Below are 16,258 nucleotides of genomic sequence, written 5' to 3'. Positions count from 1 at the left end.
TAACAAAAAAAGATAACAAGGTAGTAGCATACCATGTTTTTGCGCACAATCCGGGTTCAGCAACGCATGTTAACGCAGGTTTTAACGCACGACACTTGATTTTTTGCTTCATACTGCTAAACTTGATAGAAGTTTATTTCAAGGAAACGTTCAGATGAAAGACGAGGTCTCGGGCAGTTGTATTGTGCATGTAGACGTGTTTTTCTCTGATTTCAGGCAGCTTTGCTCGCGTAGCAAGCTGCCTGTTTCTGTTTAACGCATAGGAAAAGAAAATGGATTTTAGCTGGTTGGGAGAACCGGCCACATGGGCAGGGCTGATTACTCTGGTGATTCTGGAAATCGTTCTGGGTATAGACAATCTCGTATTTGTGGCCATTCTGGCCAATAAGGCCAGTCCGAAACAGCGCGATCATGCCCGTATAGCCGGCCTAACTCTGGCAGTGCTGATTCGCATTGTCATGCTGGCACTGATGTCTTTTATTATTACTCTAACCAAGCCGTTTGTGCATATCAATGGTTTTGCCATTTCGGTTAAGGACCTGATTATGTTTGGTGGCGGGCTGTTCTTGCTCTATAAGGCCACCACTGAATTACATGAGCGTCTTGAAGGCCATACTGCCATGGCCTCCATTACCAATGTAACTGTATATGCCAGTTTCTGGAGTGTGGTATTGCAAATTGTGGTGCTGGATGCGGTATTTTCACTTGATTCAGTGATTACTGCAGTGGCCATGGTGCAACATATTACAGTAGCAATGCTGGCAGTGATTATAGCTATGGCAGTGATGATTTGGGCTAGCGGGCCACTAACTGAGTTTGTGAGCCGACATCCTACGGTAGTGATGCTGTGTCTGGGTTTTTTGCTGATGATTGGATTCAGCCTGATTGCCGAAGGGTTGCACTTTGCCATACCTAAGGGCTATCTGTATGCTGCGATTGCCTTTTCAATTCTGATTGAAATTTTTAACCAGATTTCTACACGCAATAGCCGTCGCAACGACATGATTGGCCGTTCATGGCGGTATCGTACCGCAGACAGTGTACTGGGTATGATGGGATTGCGTGAAAAGGAACTGGCTAAGAATGGTACGCAAGCTGAAGATGATGAGCATTTTGAAGAGAATGAAAAATCCATGATACGTAGTGTGTTGACGCTGGCAGAACGGCCGATAATGGGTGTAATGACACCACGCAGCGACATTGAACGGCTGGATTTATCGCAACCACGTCAACAGCAGCACCAGCAGTTACAAAATACGCCCTTTTCCCGACTGGTAGTAGTAGGCAAGGCCGGTATTGATGAACCTTTGGGATTTGTTAATAAAAAAGACCTGTTAAACCAACTTTTAAGGGGCGAATCGTTAAATATTCAGGCTGCTTTACGGCAGCCGCTGGTTTTACCAGACAGCAGTACCGTGCTTGATGCCATGGAATTGTTCCGTTCACGCAGTGCGGATATTGCCTTGGTTGTGGATGAATTTGGTGCTGTACTCGGGCTCGTAAGCATGAAAGATTTGATGGAAACCATTGCCGGCGATTTCCCAGAAGAGTATGAGCGCGCAGATGCCCCCAGTATCCAGCAAAATGCTGACAACAGTGTTACCGTAGATGGCAGTCTGGAATATGCCATTCTGGCCCAGCATCTGTCTTTGCCTACATTGCCGGAAGATGCTGAATATCATACTGTAGCTGGATTAATCATGGAGGAAATGCAGGATATTCCTGATGTGGGTGATACCATTGATTATGCCGGTTACCGCTTTGAAGTATTGAGCAAGGATGGCCATCGTCTGGAACGCGTGCGCATCAGCAAAATTGAGCTGCCAGAAGCTGAATAATTTCGTACCATTAGGCAATCATAAAAAAAGCCTGCGATTAATCGCAGGCTTTTGACATCTAACGGCTTGATTATTTAATCTGGCTGCCAATAACGCCACCCAGTGCAGCGCCACCTAAAGTAGCACCCGTATCCTTACCAAGCAGATTACCAGCCACACCGCCCACCACAACACCTGCGGCAGTATTGCGCTGAGCTGGCGTCATGTCTGCACAGGCAGAGAGGGATGCAGCTATTGCGGCTACTAATACCAAAGTTTTCATACTTGATTTCATGTCAATGCCTCTTTCAAATGTAATAGATTATTTATGTATCAAATCATATTTGTATTGCTAGTAAACCATTTAATAGCAAACAAAGTATTATTTCCATATTAATTATATACCTGTAGCGAACCAATTTAGCAGAAAAACTGCATTCAGAAACGCAAAGGCATTTATATGAGTATAATTAAGATACCTATCGATTATTCAGTTTCAGTTACAATATCCGTCAATATCTCGGGTGTCTGGTGTGAAGGTTGCTTTTTTTCCTTGTATTTAATTACTGCCCGATCCAGCTTATCCATCAAACAGTCAATCGCCGCATACATATCATTATCAACACAGTCAATATGAATGTCTTTGCCAGATAAATGTAAATTAATTTCCGCTTTTTTCTGAACTTTTAAAACTGAAAAAGTAACAGTTGCACTGATTACCTGATCTACATGCCGAATAATGCGTTCCAGCTTACTCAAGGTATAGTCCTTTAAGGCTGCGGTAACATCAAGATTCTGTCCGACAAATTTCAGATTCATAGCCTAACTCCTTTTTTAAAGGTTTTTTCGAAAACAGGATAAATTTTGTATAAGCTAACTGAAAATTAATGATTGTTATATTGTACTTTACGTTGGTGCGCCGGTGGAATTTTCAAGGCCTCACGATATTTTGCTACCGTGCGCCGTGCCAGATTGATGCCCTGCTTGGCCAGTTGGCTGACCAGATAAGCATCAGAGTAGGGGTGTTGCGGATCTTCTTCGTTAATCATACTTTGCAGTAGCGATTTGATTGCCGTCTGGCTGTTGCCCGTACCATCATCCATAGCTGCAACAGACTGGCTAAAAAAGTAGCGCAGAGGAAAAACACCTTGTGAACAAGTCAGGTATTTCTGATTAATGGCGCGTGAAATAGTGCTTTCTGCCAGTTCCAGCGCCTGAGCTGTTTCCTTGATGGTTAAAGGCGCCAATGCCAACGAACCAAAACTGAAAAAATCCTGCTGTTGCTGCAAAATCCACTCCCCCAGACGTTGCAAAGTGGTTTTACGCATCTCTAAGCTGTGAAGACAGGTTTGCGCTTCCTGCCATTTGCTTTTGCACATTGCATCCATTTCCGTGTCCTCCTGCTGTAACCACTCTTCTACACCACTTTCTATTCTCAATTGTGGAAAAGCATCGCGCAGAATACGGATTTGCCAGCAGCCGCTGTTATCGGCATATACTTCCAGATCAGGACGGATAGCCAGAATGCCGTTGCGATCGGGTAAGCCATAACAGGGAAAAGGATTCAGAGTGCCAATCAGTTTACAGGCAGCCTCAAGAGTGGTAGCTGAAAATTGCGGCAGTTTCCGGCACAATTGCTTGAACTGGTGGGTGCTGAGCCACTGACCAAAATGTTCACTAATCAGTAAGCGTGCACAGCTATGAATTTCATCACTAATTGTAGCTGATGCAGGTGACAGATTATCCAGTTGCAATAACAGTGATTCCTGTAAATTACGTGCACCAACGCCGGTTGGTTCAAACTGTTGCAGAATAGTCAAAGCTTGAGCCAGCTCGGTTTCATCCAGTCGCCACTCCAGCGGCGCATTTTCTACCAGATCGGTTAAACTGCCATCCAGATACCCTTGTTCATTTAGATTATCAATCAGAAAATAAACCAGAGTCTCCGTAGCATCATCCAAGTCGTATTCACATACCTGCCGGCGCAGTAAGGCATACATATCAGGGTCATCGGCCAGCGTGTCCCAGACATCGCTTTCGCCTTGAATCATCCCATGCTGTGGTGGCTGCACATACTGGGCGAAAGCCGCAGCATCCTCAGCTGTATTTTCAACTTCTTCGAGAAAAGGATTATCGGCCAGCCAGCCAGAAACCAGTTCCTGTAATTCCAGTGTGGATAGCTGCAATACCTGTAACGATTGTTGCAGCTTGGCACTAAGGCGTGTTGAAAGATTGAGTTTGAGATGAGTAGCAGGCTTTTGCATACGCACTTAATATTCGAAATGCTCACCCAGATAAACAGCGCGTACCTGTTCATTATTAACCAGTTCTTCCGGTACACCGGAAGCCAGTACACTACCCTGATTAATAATATAGGCACGGTCACAGATACGCAGCGTTTCACGTACATTATGATCTGTAATCAGCGTGCCGATACCGCGTTGTTTCAGGAATGAGATCAGATTTTGAATGTCAATCAGCGCAATCGGATCCACCCCGGCAAAAGGTTCATCCAGCAGAATAAAGCGCGGATTCATCGCCAGCACCCGCGCAATCTCGGCACGGCGGCGTTCACCACCAGACAGAGAGCGCGCAGTATTATTGCGTAAATGTTCGATATGCAGGTCAGCCAGCAGCAATTCCAGCTGTTCAGCACGTTTTTCCGGCGGATAGCTGATTTCCAGAATAGCATTGATGTTCTGGGCTACCGTCATTTTACGGAAAATTGACGCTTCCTGTGGCAGATAGCCCAAGCCAAGACGTGCGCGTTCATAAATCGGACGGTGAGTAATGTCCTGATCATCCAGCTTAATACAGCCGCCATCGGCAGCAATCAGCCCCACAATCATATAGAAGCTGGTGGTTTTACCTGCGCCATTCGGACCAAGTAAACCGATTACCTCACCACTATTCACTTCCAGAGCAACATCATTGACTACCTGACGCTGTTTAAAACTTTTTTGCAGACCGCTGACACGTAGCTGGCTTTGCGGCACAGTTGGCGTTATATTCATGAACTTGGCTTATTTCTTTTTCTGTTGCGGTTGGATGATGACATGTACCCGCCCTTTAGGCGCGCTCTTAACCGTATAAACTTCAGTATTGGTGTTATAGATAATCACAGCACCACGTGCCATATCGCCACCGCGGTTTACCTGAGCATTACCAGTAATAGTAACAATACCACTCTGGCTTTCATAGTGCACATTATCACCCTGACCAAACACCATACCGTCTTTTTCCAGTTGCTGGCCAAACGTAGCCGGTTTGCCATCAGCAATAATGGTCTGGTTGCCGGCATTATCCTTATGTGCAGTCACACGGGCAGCATTCATATACATAGTACCCTGCCGCATTTTAACATTACCAGTAAACACCGTTGTCTGATTCTGTTTGTCCAGTGAACCCTGATCTGCCTCAATCTGAATCGGTTGCTGCCGGTCACTGTCCAGTGCCCATGCATGCACGCTGCCAGCAAGCAGCAACATAGCTGCTAAAACTTTACCATTAGTGCGAATGCGGATCATAAATAATAGCCTTTACACGCGCGGGTAAATTCAGAAAACCGCGCTGTTTGTCATATTCAAAACCTTGCGATGTACCACGTGACATACCATACTGGTATGTGACCGGTGCATCCGTTTTAATCACCTGAGTTTGTGTATCTACATGTAAAACACTGGTTTGCAGCTGGCCTTCCGGCTCATCGCCTACCGACTTCTTGTGCCACATTACCTGCCCAAGCAAATCCACCTTACGGCTGTCAGTATAATACTGGCCAGTAGTGGCCTTAACACGATACAGTTCTGCGCCGTTTTTATACAGACTCATATCAAGATTATCGATATAGATAACTGTCTGCTGTGGAAACTGCCGTGCAGCAGTTGCATGGATAGTTTCACTCAACTGCCCGTGCTCATCAAAGCGTTCACCGTTAATCGTACTAATCTCATATTTCGGTTCTTTCGGATTCAGCGGAACTTCCACCATTTTCACTTCAGTAATGCGGTCGAGCCAGAAGCTGATACCACCAAGCGCCACCGCCAGAATCAGCGGGAACGCCCAGTTACTGCGACTGCGTAACACACTCATGCCAGATACTCCGCCATCTCAGCAGCCAGAAAACCTTGTGCATCCAGTAGCAAATCACATACCTCACGTACCGCACCGGCACCGCCCGGTGCACGGGTAACATAATCAGCATGCCGTAATACCAGCTCATGCGCATTGGGTACGGCTACCGCCAGCCCACAATGCTTCATCACCGGTAAATCCACCACATCATCACCGATATAAGCACATTGCTGTTCACCCAGCTCCAGTTGCTGGAGCAGTTGCTGATAACAACTACGCTTATCCGTAATACCTTTAAAGTAATGATGAATACCGAGCTGCTGAACACGAATTCCAACAGAGGGCGCATCACGTCCGGTAATAATTGCCGTCTGGATACCGTGCCGGTGCATCATTTTCAGCCCATGCCCGTCCAGCGTATGGAATGCCTTGATTTCCTCGCCATTATCACGGATAAAGATACGGCCATCAGTCAGCACCCCGTCTACATCCATAATAAACAGCCTGATTTGCTGTGCAGCCTGCAATAGCGCAGTAGCAGACATCATTGCATTCATCAACATACCTTTAAAATAACTTGCCAATCCGTCTAAACAATGCGCGCCTGTAATAAATCATGCATATTCAGCGCACCCACCGGACGGTTATCCTCATCAATAACCACCAGACCATTTACCTTATTGGCCTGCATGGTTTTCAAAGCCTCCGTAGCCAGCCGCTCCTGAGTAATGGTTTTAGGCGCATGCCCCATCACGTCCGCCATCACCCAGTCTTTCAACTGCTGGTTACTTTGAAACAGGCGGCGTAAATCGCCATCTGTAAACAAACCAGTTAACTGCCCGTTGCAGTCTACCACTATCAGCATGCCCAAGCCTTTTTCGCTCATAGTCACAATGGCCTGACGCAATAGCGTATCTTCCTGTACCAGCGGCATATCCTGACCACCATGCATCACATCGGCCACCGTTAACAACAAACGCTTACCCAAGCTACCGGCCGGATGGCTCAGGGCAAAATCTTCCGGCGTAAACTGACGTGCCCGCAACAGCGCAACCGTCAGCGCATCGCCCAGTACCAGCACCGCAGTAGTACTGGATGTAGGCGCCAGTCCCAACGGACAGGCCTCATGTGATACATGGGCGCACAAATGAATATCCGCATGCCTTGCCATACTGGAGCTGGCTTTACCGGTGATACAGATTAGCTGCACATGTTTGCGCTTGATGGCCGGTATCAGCGCCAGAATTTCCTCACTCTCACCGGAATTGGACAGAGCAATCAACACATCACCATCAACAATCATACCCAGATCGCCATGTCCTGCTTCAGCCGGATGAACAAAATAGGCCGGTGTACCAGTGGAAGCCATAGAAGCAGCAATCTTACGCCCGATATGGCCGCTTTTACCCATACCGGTAATAATCACCCGCCCGCGGCAATCCAGAATAGTGGCCACAGCCGCGGCAAAATGCTCATCCAGACTGGCCGCAACTTCGCGTACAGCCTGCTCTTCAATAGCAAAAACTTCCTTGCCCCAGTCTAAATATTTATCCTGAACGTTCATAGCACCATCAGCAGCAATAATAAGCAAACAAAGACACAACAAATTTAACCTGATTATAACCTGATAACAGTCATTATGTTTGCTTAAGGAACTTGTCAAAATACCCAAGCCTCGTTAGAGTAAACCATAACCCATGAGTAACCGGTTCAATCGATTGATTAACCTAAACAAATCATATCTAACAGATATTTACCACAAGGAAATAATATGGCCGTATTATCACAAGTCAACACACTGGGACAGCAAATCTGGTTAGACAACCTTTCCAGAAGCCTGATTCAGTCGGGAGAGCTGGCACAAATGCTGGAGGCAGGCATCAGTGGCGTGACTTCCAATCCGGCCATTTTCCAGAAAGCCTTCGCCGGCGACAGCCTGTACCAGAGCGATATCGCCCGTCTCAAACAGCAGGCACTTACCCCGAAACAGCGTTACGAACAGCTAGCCGTGGCTGATGTACAGGCTGCATGTGATATTTGCCTGCCTTTATATGAGCGTAGTCAGGGTAAAGCCGGCTTTGTCAGTCTGGAAGTCGCTCCCGATCTGGCCGACGACACACAGGCCACTGTTACCGAAGCCGAACGCTTATGGAAACTGCTTGACCGCCCCAATGTCATGATAAAAATACCTGCTACCGATAGCGGCATACAGGCTCTAACCACACTCGTGGCACAAGGCATCAACGTAAACCTTACCTTGCTGTTTTCCAAAGCCCAGCTACAAAAATCATGGCAGGCGCATGCAGCCGGTATTCGCCAGCGTCTGGCCAACAACCTGCCAGTTGACCGCATACAAGTAGTAGCCAGCTTTTTCCTGTCGCGGATTGACAGCGCACTGGACATCACCCTGCCAGCCTCTTTACAGGGCAAAACCGCCATAGCACTGGCCAAAACCGCCTATGCCGAATGGCAGGAATTTACCCAAAGCCGCGAATTCACCGATCTGGCTGCGCAGCAGGCCGCACCACTGCGCTTGCTCTGGGCTTCCACCGGCACCAAAAATCCAGCTTATTCCGATGTCTGCTACATAGAAAACATCATTGGTGCAGATACCATCAATACCGTACCAGCCAATACCCTCAACGCCTTTATCGACCACGGCAAAGCTGCTGCTACCCTAACTCAGGACGTACAACAGGCCAAAAGCGTACTGATTGAAATCGAGCAACTGGGTATTAACCTTGAATCACTGGCCAGCCGTCTGCAACAGGAAGGATTGCAACAATTTGTAGATGCCTTCGATGCCTTATTACAACCTTTAGCTTAAATGGTTTAGGTTAAAATAATAACAGGTATACATTATATTATGTGTAATGTATACCTGTTATTTTTAATTTCAAATATAAAATTTGTATTACATATAACCAATAATTATATTGTAAAAATATAAAATTTATCTGAAATTATAATTACAACTTAAATTTATTAAATCTAAATTGTAAAATGAATAAATGAAATATAAACAAAAGATTATAAAAGTCACCAAAATTACTTTGTATAACAAAAAATCATTATATATTTATACCTAAAAATTAAACGCTATCCTTACAGACATCACCAACACTATTAACCGAGCATAGCAAAATACCACCACAGATAAACCAGCCTGAAACCGTACTGCCAGCACTACTGCCGCAATAAACCGCAAAAAAAAGCCACAACAGCATACAAACCATCGTGGCCTTTTCAGTGATAATTAACACCTGTCCGTATTAATCGCGCCTAAACAATACTAATGCAAGCCGACAATATTGCCCTCAGCATCAACATCAATCTGCCGGTAAGCAGGTAAAGTACCCAGCCCCGGCATCGTCATCACATTACCAGCATACACCCGAATAAAACCGGCACCGGCTGATAGCTGCAAACGTGTAATTTCAACATCAAAATCAGTAGGCACATTTTTCAGATTAGGGTCGGCACTGATAGACAACGGCGTTTTCACCATACACAAAGGCAAATGGTCGAGCTTGAGTTGCTGGATTTCCGCCAGATTCTGCTCAGCCTGTGCAGACAGATTAGCCTGACGCGCGCCATATTTTTTCACCATCGTCTGAATCTTTTCCGCCAGCGGCATACTGTCCGCATACGGCAGAGTAACCGCATTATCCTGTGCACACGCAGCCACTACATGCCGTGCCAGCGCTTGCGTACCCGCACCGCCCTGAGTAAACGCATCACTGATTTCACAGGCACAAGCGCCGTGTTCCAGAGCATATTGTTTAACAAAATCCAGCTCTTCCTGATGGTCGTAAGGGAAGCGGTTAATCGCCACAATCACCGGCAAACCATAACTTTTCGCATTCTGGATATGCCAGCCCAGATTGGCACTGCCTTCTGCCAGCAGTTCCACATTGCATTGCGTTACCTCCGCCGGTAACGCCTGCCCGGGCTTAATATTGAAGCGGCCACTGTTGGATTTCAAACTGCGCACCGTAGCCACCAGAACCACACAGGACGGTGCCACACCAGTCTGGCGATACTTGATATTAAAAAACTTCTCCATACCCATATCCGAACCAAAACCAGCTTCAGTGACCACATAATCGGCTAGCTGTAATCCCACCTTATCTGCCAGCACCGAAGAATTCCCATGGGCAATATTGGCAAACGGGCCAGCATGAATCAGCACCGGCGTCTGCTCCGCCGTCTGCATCAGATTAGGATTAATTGCCTCTTTCAGTAAAACCGTCATCGCGCCGGCTACCTCCAGTTGTTCCGCCGTAACCGGATTACCCTGAGTATCATAAGCCAGAATAATCCGCCCGATACGCTGGCGCATATCCTGTAAATCAGTAGCCAGAGCCAGAATCGCCATCAGCTCCGAAGCAGCCGAAATCTCAAACCCGTCTTCCCGTTCCACCCCATTAGCACCACCGCCCACACCCACCTTAATCCGGCGCAGCGCACGGTCGTTATGGTCGATGACCCGTTTCCACACAATCCGGTTTTTATCAATATTCAGCCGTGGCAACTGTGTTTGCGCCGTAAACTCCTCACCCAGATGCTCCTCATGGTATAAGCGTGCATCCAGTGCCGCAGAGGCCAGATCATGCGCCGCCGTAATCGCATGAATATCACCGGTTAAATGCAGATTAAGCTTCTCCATCGGCAACACCTGTGCCTTACCGCCACCCGCAGCACCACCTTTCACCCCAAACACCGGCCCCAGACTGGGCTGGCGGATACAGGCAATCGCCTTCTGCCCGATAAAATTCAGCCCCTGACTCAGCCCGATTGTCGTAACCGTTTTTCCTTCACCCAGCGGCGTAGGCGTAATCGCTGACACCAGCACCAGCTTGCCCTGTTTTGCATCCGGCTGAATCACCTGCAAATCCACCTTGGCTACTTCACGGCCGTAAGGAATAAGGTATTGTTCAGGGATGTCGCATTTGCGGGCAATTTCGGTGATGGGGAGCAGTGTGGTGCTGGCTGTCATATAGAATTTCCTTATAATGGAATTTAAAGTATGGTTGTTAAATCATGATAATTGTAGTTGTATTTATATAAACCTAAAAGATAAATCAGTTAATGCAGTTACTAAGATAAACTAGTCACCTGATCAATAATACAATTATGAAATTGTATAAAATTATATGAAAAGACAAACTTTTAAAAAGTGTAGTTTTCATAATACATTCAGACATTATGCTAATAAATAAGGTAAAGTAATTATTTATAAAAAGATTTTGATTGAAATATATATTTTTTTACTTTTAAAAAAATAATTATAGGACTTTAAAACAGATATCTATATACAAATAGATAAAAAATAATAAAATAATTAACATTTAATAGATGTTTATGTTGTAGATAAGTCATTTTTGCATTTATTGATATAATTTTTTTATTAATTTTTGTTAAAGTAAATTTATTGATATCCTAACTATGAATACAAGCATCCATACTGAGAATAAAATTTTTGAAGGTCAAAAATTAATAGGATTTGATTATCAATTTTATTATTTTACTTTGCTTGCTTTACAATTAAAAAAAGATGAAAGCATTAGTTATGAGGATAAAGATGATGTCCAACTAGATAAAGAGGATGGTAGTACGATATTGTTTCAATTAAAACATTCATCTCAACGAAAAAAAAATGGGGAAATTATAAATCTATCTAGTCTGGATGATGATTTATGGCATACGCTTTATAACTGGGCAAAGCAAGTAAAATCAAAAAATAATTTTTTGGATAAACATTCTTTTGTGTTAGTCAGTAATAAGAATCATAGTGATAATCAATTTATTAGTTTATATAACGATTTTAATAATGATAATGACTTAGACAATGTTAAGTATAGATTGAGATTAATATTAAGCTCTACTAGTTCAAAAATTATCTCAAAAAAGATTGAGGAAGTAATTAATTTAGATGATGATAAGCTTAGTTTATTTTTGAAAAAAATAAAAATCTTTCTTAATAAAGATGATATTGTTACCGAAATCAAGAAGTCTTTATATGACAATTTTCATATACCGGAGCAATTTATAGATAGATTTTTTAATGATTTATATGCACAGTTAAAAATTGCCTCATATGATGCAATAAAGTCAGAAAAAAAATATATACTCACTAAAAATGAATTTACCGTAATATATAATAGTTGTTTTAATGCTACTGTAAATAAAACAAGACTCCCTAAAAGAATTTTCGAAGAAATAACTCCCCCAGCGAATTTAGAGCAACTGAATTTTGCTAGACAATTAATTGATATTAGAGCTGTGATGAGTGATTCTCGAAGAAAAGATAAGAGATTAATAAGATACTGTATTGAAATGTTGAAAGCAGATAAATATATAAAGTATTGGTTAAAGGAAACAGCAATTACAAGTGTTGATTTAAAATCTTATGAAAAGGATTGCTGTGATATCTGGAATAACATATTTGATAGTGTTTATAGAGAAATTGAAAATCAATTGTATTTTGGAGTGGATATTGATAAATTGGAAGAAGAAATTATTAAAAATGGCATACAAGTTGTAGATAAAGTACGTGAAATAAATTTATCTATGCCAGATTACGGTTCAAAATTAGGAATAGAATTCAACAATGGTTTTTTTTGGTTGCTTTCAAATGAATTAAAAATTGGATGGCATTATGATTGGGAAAGGATGTATAAAAAACAATGAAAGAATTCTATTATATATATAACAATGAAGCTTTAGCGTGTTGTGTGTTTATTGCAGCATTACATCATTGTCAAACCATGGATATAGCTCGGATTTGCTTAATATTGCCATTTGTTTTTGATGAAAGAACAGTTAATTACTTTACAAGAAAACAAAGAGAAACATTTACATTACAGCAATTAATAGATGAAAAGCAAAAAATATTTTTATCTTTTAGTTCAAGATATAACATGTTACTGCCGGTATGTATAAATGCATTGCATATATTGTCAAAAAATAACGTGATTGAATTAGATATAAAAGTCACGAAAAAAAAAAGGATTACATTTGAAGATGAAGATTTGGGTAAACGTTTTAATAAAATTAATAGGATGATTCCAAAACTTGTTCAAATGATGAATTTTTACTCTACAGATGAATTATATAGGATTTTAAAAATAAAACTATGAAATTTACTCTTCATGAAATTAAATTATGGTTTAAAAATAAAAGTTTTGAGCCGAAGTCATATTATTTTTTACCAAATAAAGTAAATGTAATTACTGGTGATTCTAATACAGGTAAAAGCAGTTTTTTTAACATTATCGACTATTGCCTAATTTCTGATCAGGTAAAAATTGCAACACCTATTATTAATGCCGTTGAATGGTTTGGTATAAAATTTTCTATTAATGATGAAAATTTGTTTATAGCGCGTAAAAGTGCAAATAATGGTGCGCCATCATTTGATTTATTTTTAGACAAAACTTCTTTTCCAGAACTACCCTATAAAAATTCAAACCCGACAGAAATAATAAATTTATTAAACGAAACACTCAATATAACTCAGGAATTAAAGAATAATTTTAATATTTCCTATAGAGATTTTTTGTTATTTAATTCTTTAACGGAGAATATAATCGCATCTCAAGAAGTTTATTTTGACACTTCTTATTTTGAACGGGAGTACCCGAAAGGTAGTTATATAGATAAATTAAAAGAAATATTTAATCTTGTGACTGGCATTACCACTTTTGAAAATATCATAACTCAGTCAAAATTAAAGAAAACTCAAAAATATATAGAGAATACTGAAGAGAAAAAAAGGAAAAATGAAGAAAATAATGTTAGATACAAAGAGAGTTTAAAAAAACTTTTGGATGAATGTAAAAACAATAAACTTCTAGATGAGTCTATTTCTTTTGATTCAGCAGAAGAAATTGTCAATATTATTGAGAGTATTATTCCTGATGTTAATAATGTTGAAGATAATAATTTTTTACAAGAAATAGATAAATTAAAAAATCAAAGGAATAATCTACAAAGTGAGTTATTTTTAATTCGAAAATATCAAAAAGAATGTAATAATTATCGCAATAGTTTGATTAAATCGGCAGATAGTCTTCAACCTATTGATTTTTTATATAGAAATTTGCAAGATCAAATAATATATCCATTAGAAGCTAAGGAATTTTTGCAAAATTTAGAATATTCTTTAAAAAAGATAAAGAATAAAACAAGTGTAAACTATGTTATTCCTGATAGTATAGAAAGCGAGATTAATTTCATTCAAGAACAAATAAAATTAGTAGATGAGGAAATAGCCCGGAGAAGTAAGATTACTAATATTACTTTATTAGAGAATAGAAATAATTGTTTTATTTTGGGTAAAATAAAGGAGAAATTAGAAAATATTAAAAAATCTTATAGCCCTAAAACTATTAAAGAAAAAAAATTGGCAGATAATAAGGAACTAAAACAAGAATTATTGGATGCTTTGGCATCAGTAAAAACAATGCGACGAGACATAATTAATCAACTAAACAGTTCTATTCAGTTCTTTTATTGCTTAATTGATTCAATTCCTGTTTATAAAAATTATGCTACTAAATTTGACCTTGATGAAATGTCCTTGAGACTTTACCCACCAAATGATATGTTCCCGATTGGCAATTTAGGCAGCAAGTCGAATTTTATGTTTATGCATTTGTATTTTTATCTTGGACTACATGCTTATTTATTTAATGTTGTAAAATCTTATGTGCCACAATTTTTATTTATTGACCAGCCTAGTATTCCGTACTATCAAGGAGGAAATGATGATTTAAAGCTTACCGATGCTTTTCATTTGCTCAATGAATTTATTGATCTGATGGTAAGTAAAAAAAATGGTGATTTTCAGATATTTATGGTAGAGCATGCATCAAAAGATAATTGGGAAAATATTCTTGAACATTTCCATACTGTTGAAGAGTTCATAAATGGTAATGCTTTAATTCCTCAACAATTGATTAAAGAATGATTAAATCAATGCATAATATTCACTTAGGTAAAATTGAACAACTAGTTATACATTATATTGGCAATAAAAATTGCTCAGACGGTGTACGCCTATGCGATGAGTTAAGCAATTATACGAATGTGGAAGATACTCTTAATAAGTTAATCACTTCTAATTTCAAATTTGATGAATTGTATCAGTTTCATTTTTTTCCCGATTTGGAGCTTAATCCAGTTTATACCATTATCAATGCCATGTTTGAGAACACTGATATTGATAGTTTTATCAATCAGTCTAAAAATATGGGGCGCTATCTGTATGAGAAAACTAACCACCCGCAAATCAAAGCTGGTGAGTTAGGGGTATTTTATCTTGCTGATTGTACAGTTGATGATGAATTAGTGGGTTGTATTGGTATCTTTAAATCAGAAAATAAGCAAAAAATTCTTAAAGTTGAAGACAAGCAAACCGGTTACGATTTGGCGGATATTGAAGGCCTAAGCATTCAGAAGCTGGATAAAGGGTGTCTAATTTTTAATCTGCATCGGGAGCAGGGCTATCTGGTTGCCATTGTGGATAATACAAACAGACGTGCAGAAGCTAAGTACTGGACAGATGATTTTCTGGGTATTAAACCAATCAATAACGAATTTCATCAGACGACACATATTATGGAAACGGCTAAGCAATTTATAGCTCAAACCATGGATGCTGATGATGAAGCCAGTAAGTCGGAAAAAATAGATTTACTCAATCGTTCTGTGGACTATTTTAAAAATAATGAACAGTTTGATTTACAGGAATTTGAGCAGCAGGTGTTTGCCAAAGATGATTTAATCAGGAAATATCAAGATTTTAGTCAGAATTATGCGCAGGAAAATCAAGTAGAGCCGGTTAAGAACTTTGATATTTCTCCGAAAGCAGTAAAAAAACAGGAGAGGTATTTTAAGAGTGTAGTGAAGCTGGATAAAAATTTTCATATCTATATTCACGGTGGTAAAGATATGATTGAAAAGGGTAGAGATGGTGATGGGCGTAAGTTTTATAAGATTTATTATCAGGAAGAAAACTGATTATTCAGCGTTTAGTAACCAAGTCTGATTAAATGGTAACTTATATATTAGCCCTATGTTAAATGTTCTTAACAAAGTAGTTAAAATATTGAATATATGGATATTTCTATGTGCGAAAAAAATCTTGACAAGTCGTTTGAGGCTGTGAGTTAAGGTGTAGGAGGCTTTGATTATCCCTGCTTGGTATTGGCGCGTTATATGAGTGTAGATGGTGTGTAAATACCCCATAGTTAGTACAAAACTGACGTAGAAAATCATGCTGCTTGTTTTAGTGTTTTATACTCAATCGGCGTCATATTATTTAGTGCTTCATGAGGTCTTTCGGTGTTATAAATGGTTAG

General features: G+C 40.6%; 16 protein-coding genes. 6 read left to right on the top strand and 10 right to left on the bottom strand.

Features of this window, described 5'->3' with window-relative positions:
• Positions 1-272 precede the first annotated feature (272 nt).
• The gene (locus tag GYX26_RS04425; RefSeq protein WP_174828272.1) at positions 273-1,838 is read left to right on the top strand and encodes a TerC family protein; all 1,566 of its coding nucleotides are present in this window, start codon (positions 273-275) and stop codon (positions 1,836-1,838) included.
• 70 nt (positions 1,839-1,908) lie between these two features.
• Here GYX26_RS04425 and GYX26_RS04420 read toward each other — a convergent pair whose 3' ends face one another.
• The 8 genes from GYX26_RS04420 to GYX26_RS04385 all read right to left on the bottom strand — a co-directional run bounded on the left by GYX26_RS04420 (position 1,909) and on the right by GYX26_RS04385 (position 7,455).
• Positions 1,909-2,112 carry a glycine zipper 2TM domain-containing protein gene (locus GYX26_RS04420; protein ID WP_100090862.1) on the bottom strand — a complete coding sequence of 68 codons (204 nt, stop codon included), beginning with the start codon at positions 2,110-2,112 and terminating at the stop codon, positions 1,909-1,911.
• A 191-nt stretch (positions 2,113-2,303) separates the two neighbouring features.
• The gene (gene hpf / locus GYX26_RS04415) at positions 2,304-2,636 is read right to left on the bottom strand and encodes a ribosome hibernation-promoting factor, HPF/YfiA family (RefSeq protein ID WP_100113154.1); all 333 of its coding nucleotides are present in this window, start codon (positions 2,634-2,636) and stop codon (positions 2,304-2,306) included.
• Between the two features lie 65 nt (positions 2,637-2,701).
• Complete coding sequence (gene rpoN, locus GYX26_RS04410; RefSeq protein WP_174828271.1) at positions 2,702-4,081, bottom strand: RNA polymerase factor sigma-54; 1,380 nt, start codon at positions 4,079-4,081, stop codon at positions 2,702-2,704.
• A gap of 6 nt (positions 4,082-4,087) precedes the next feature.
• A complete protein-coding gene (gene lptB, locus GYX26_RS04405) occupies positions 4,088-4,831 on the bottom strand; it encodes an LPS export ABC transporter ATP-binding protein (protein ID WP_100090865.1) in 744 nt (247 codons plus the stop codon).
• Between the two features lie 9 nt (positions 4,832-4,840).
• Positions 4,841-5,305: a lipopolysaccharide transport periplasmic protein LptA gene (gene lptA / locus GYX26_RS04400; RefSeq protein ID WP_174828399.1), complete on the bottom strand. Its 465-nt coding sequence runs from the start codon at positions 5,303-5,305 to the stop codon at positions 4,841-4,843.
• A 19-nt stretch (positions 5,306-5,324) separates the two neighbouring features.
• Positions 5,325-5,909 (bottom strand): LPS export ABC transporter periplasmic protein LptC, encoded by a 585-nt coding sequence (gene lptC / locus GYX26_RS04395; RefSeq protein WP_174828270.1) that lies wholly within the window; start codon positions 5,907-5,909, stop codon positions 5,325-5,327.
• Positions 5,906-6,439 carry a 3-deoxy-manno-octulosonate-8-phosphatase KdsC gene (gene kdsC / locus GYX26_RS04390; protein ID WP_174828398.1) on the bottom strand — a complete coding sequence of 178 codons (534 nt, stop codon included), beginning with the start codon at positions 6,437-6,439 and terminating at the stop codon, positions 5,906-5,908. The genes lptC and kdsC overlap by 4 nt, the downstream gene beginning before the upstream one ends.
• 41 nt (positions 6,440-6,480) lie before the next feature.
• Positions 6,481-7,455 carry an SIS domain-containing protein gene (locus GYX26_RS04385; RefSeq protein ID WP_174828269.1) on the bottom strand — a complete coding sequence of 325 codons (975 nt, stop codon included), beginning with the start codon at positions 7,453-7,455 and terminating at the stop codon, positions 6,481-6,483.
• Positions 7,456-7,662: 207 nt separating this feature from the next.
• Between GYX26_RS04385 and tal the strand changes: the two genes are divergently transcribed.
• Positions 7,663-8,718, top strand: a complete 1,056-nt coding sequence (tal, locus tag GYX26_RS04380; protein WP_174828268.1) for a transaldolase — start codon at positions 7,663-7,665, stop codon at positions 8,716-8,718.
• Between the two features lie 465 nt (positions 8,719-9,183).
• Here tal and GYX26_RS04375 read toward each other — a convergent pair whose 3' ends face one another.
• On the bottom strand, positions 9,184-10,890 hold the full coding sequence (locus GYX26_RS04375) for a formate--tetrahydrofolate ligase (RefSeq protein WP_174828267.1): 1,707 nt from the start codon (positions 10,888-10,890) through the stop codon (positions 9,184-9,186).
• Positions 10,891-11,339: 449 nt separating this feature from the next.
• On the opposite strand from GYX26_RS04375, the gene GYX26_RS04370 reads away from it, so the two are divergent.
• Genes GYX26_RS04370 through GYX26_RS04355 form a run of 4 tightly spaced genes read left to right on the top strand, consistent with a single transcriptional unit; the run spans position 11,340 to position 15,917 of the window.
• On the top strand, positions 11,340-12,584 hold the full coding sequence (locus tag GYX26_RS04370) for an ABC-three component system protein (RefSeq protein WP_174828266.1): 1,245 nt from the start codon (positions 11,340-11,342) through the stop codon (positions 12,582-12,584).
• Entirely contained in the window at positions 12,581-13,033 is a 453-nt protein-coding gene (locus GYX26_RS04365) for a three component ABC system middle component (RefSeq protein WP_174828265.1), read from the top strand. Before GYX26_RS04370 ends, GYX26_RS04365 begins: the two co-directional genes overlap by 4 nt.
• Positions 13,030-14,865 carry a DUF3732 domain-containing protein gene (locus GYX26_RS04360; RefSeq protein ID WP_174828264.1) on the top strand — a complete coding sequence of 612 codons (1,836 nt, stop codon included), beginning with the start codon at positions 13,030-13,032 and terminating at the stop codon, positions 14,863-14,865. The genes GYX26_RS04365 and GYX26_RS04360 overlap by 4 nt, the downstream gene beginning before the upstream one ends.
• Complete coding sequence (locus GYX26_RS04355; RefSeq protein ID WP_202984283.1) at positions 14,862-15,917, top strand: nucleoid-associated protein; 1,056 nt, start codon at positions 14,862-14,864, stop codon at positions 15,915-15,917. Before GYX26_RS04360 ends, GYX26_RS04355 begins: the two co-directional genes overlap by 4 nt.
• Positions 15,918-16,171: 254 nt before the next feature.
• On the opposite strand, the gene GYX26_RS11660 is transcribed toward GYX26_RS04355, so the two are convergent.
• Positions 16,172-16,252: a transposase gene (locus GYX26_RS11660; RefSeq protein WP_141670356.1), complete on the bottom strand. Its 81-nt coding sequence runs from the start codon at positions 16,250-16,252 to the stop codon at positions 16,172-16,174.
• Positions 16,253-16,258 lie beyond the last annotated feature (6 nt).

The sequence above is a fragment of the Snodgrassella sp. ESL0253 genome, assembly GCF_013344965.1.
In the GTDB taxonomy this organism is placed as follows: Bacteria; Pseudomonadota; Gammaproteobacteria; order Burkholderiales; family Neisseriaceae; genus Snodgrassella; species Snodgrassella alvi_B.
Note: the sequence above shows the minus strand (reverse complement) of the source record. Positions and strands in the feature narration are given on the sequence as shown.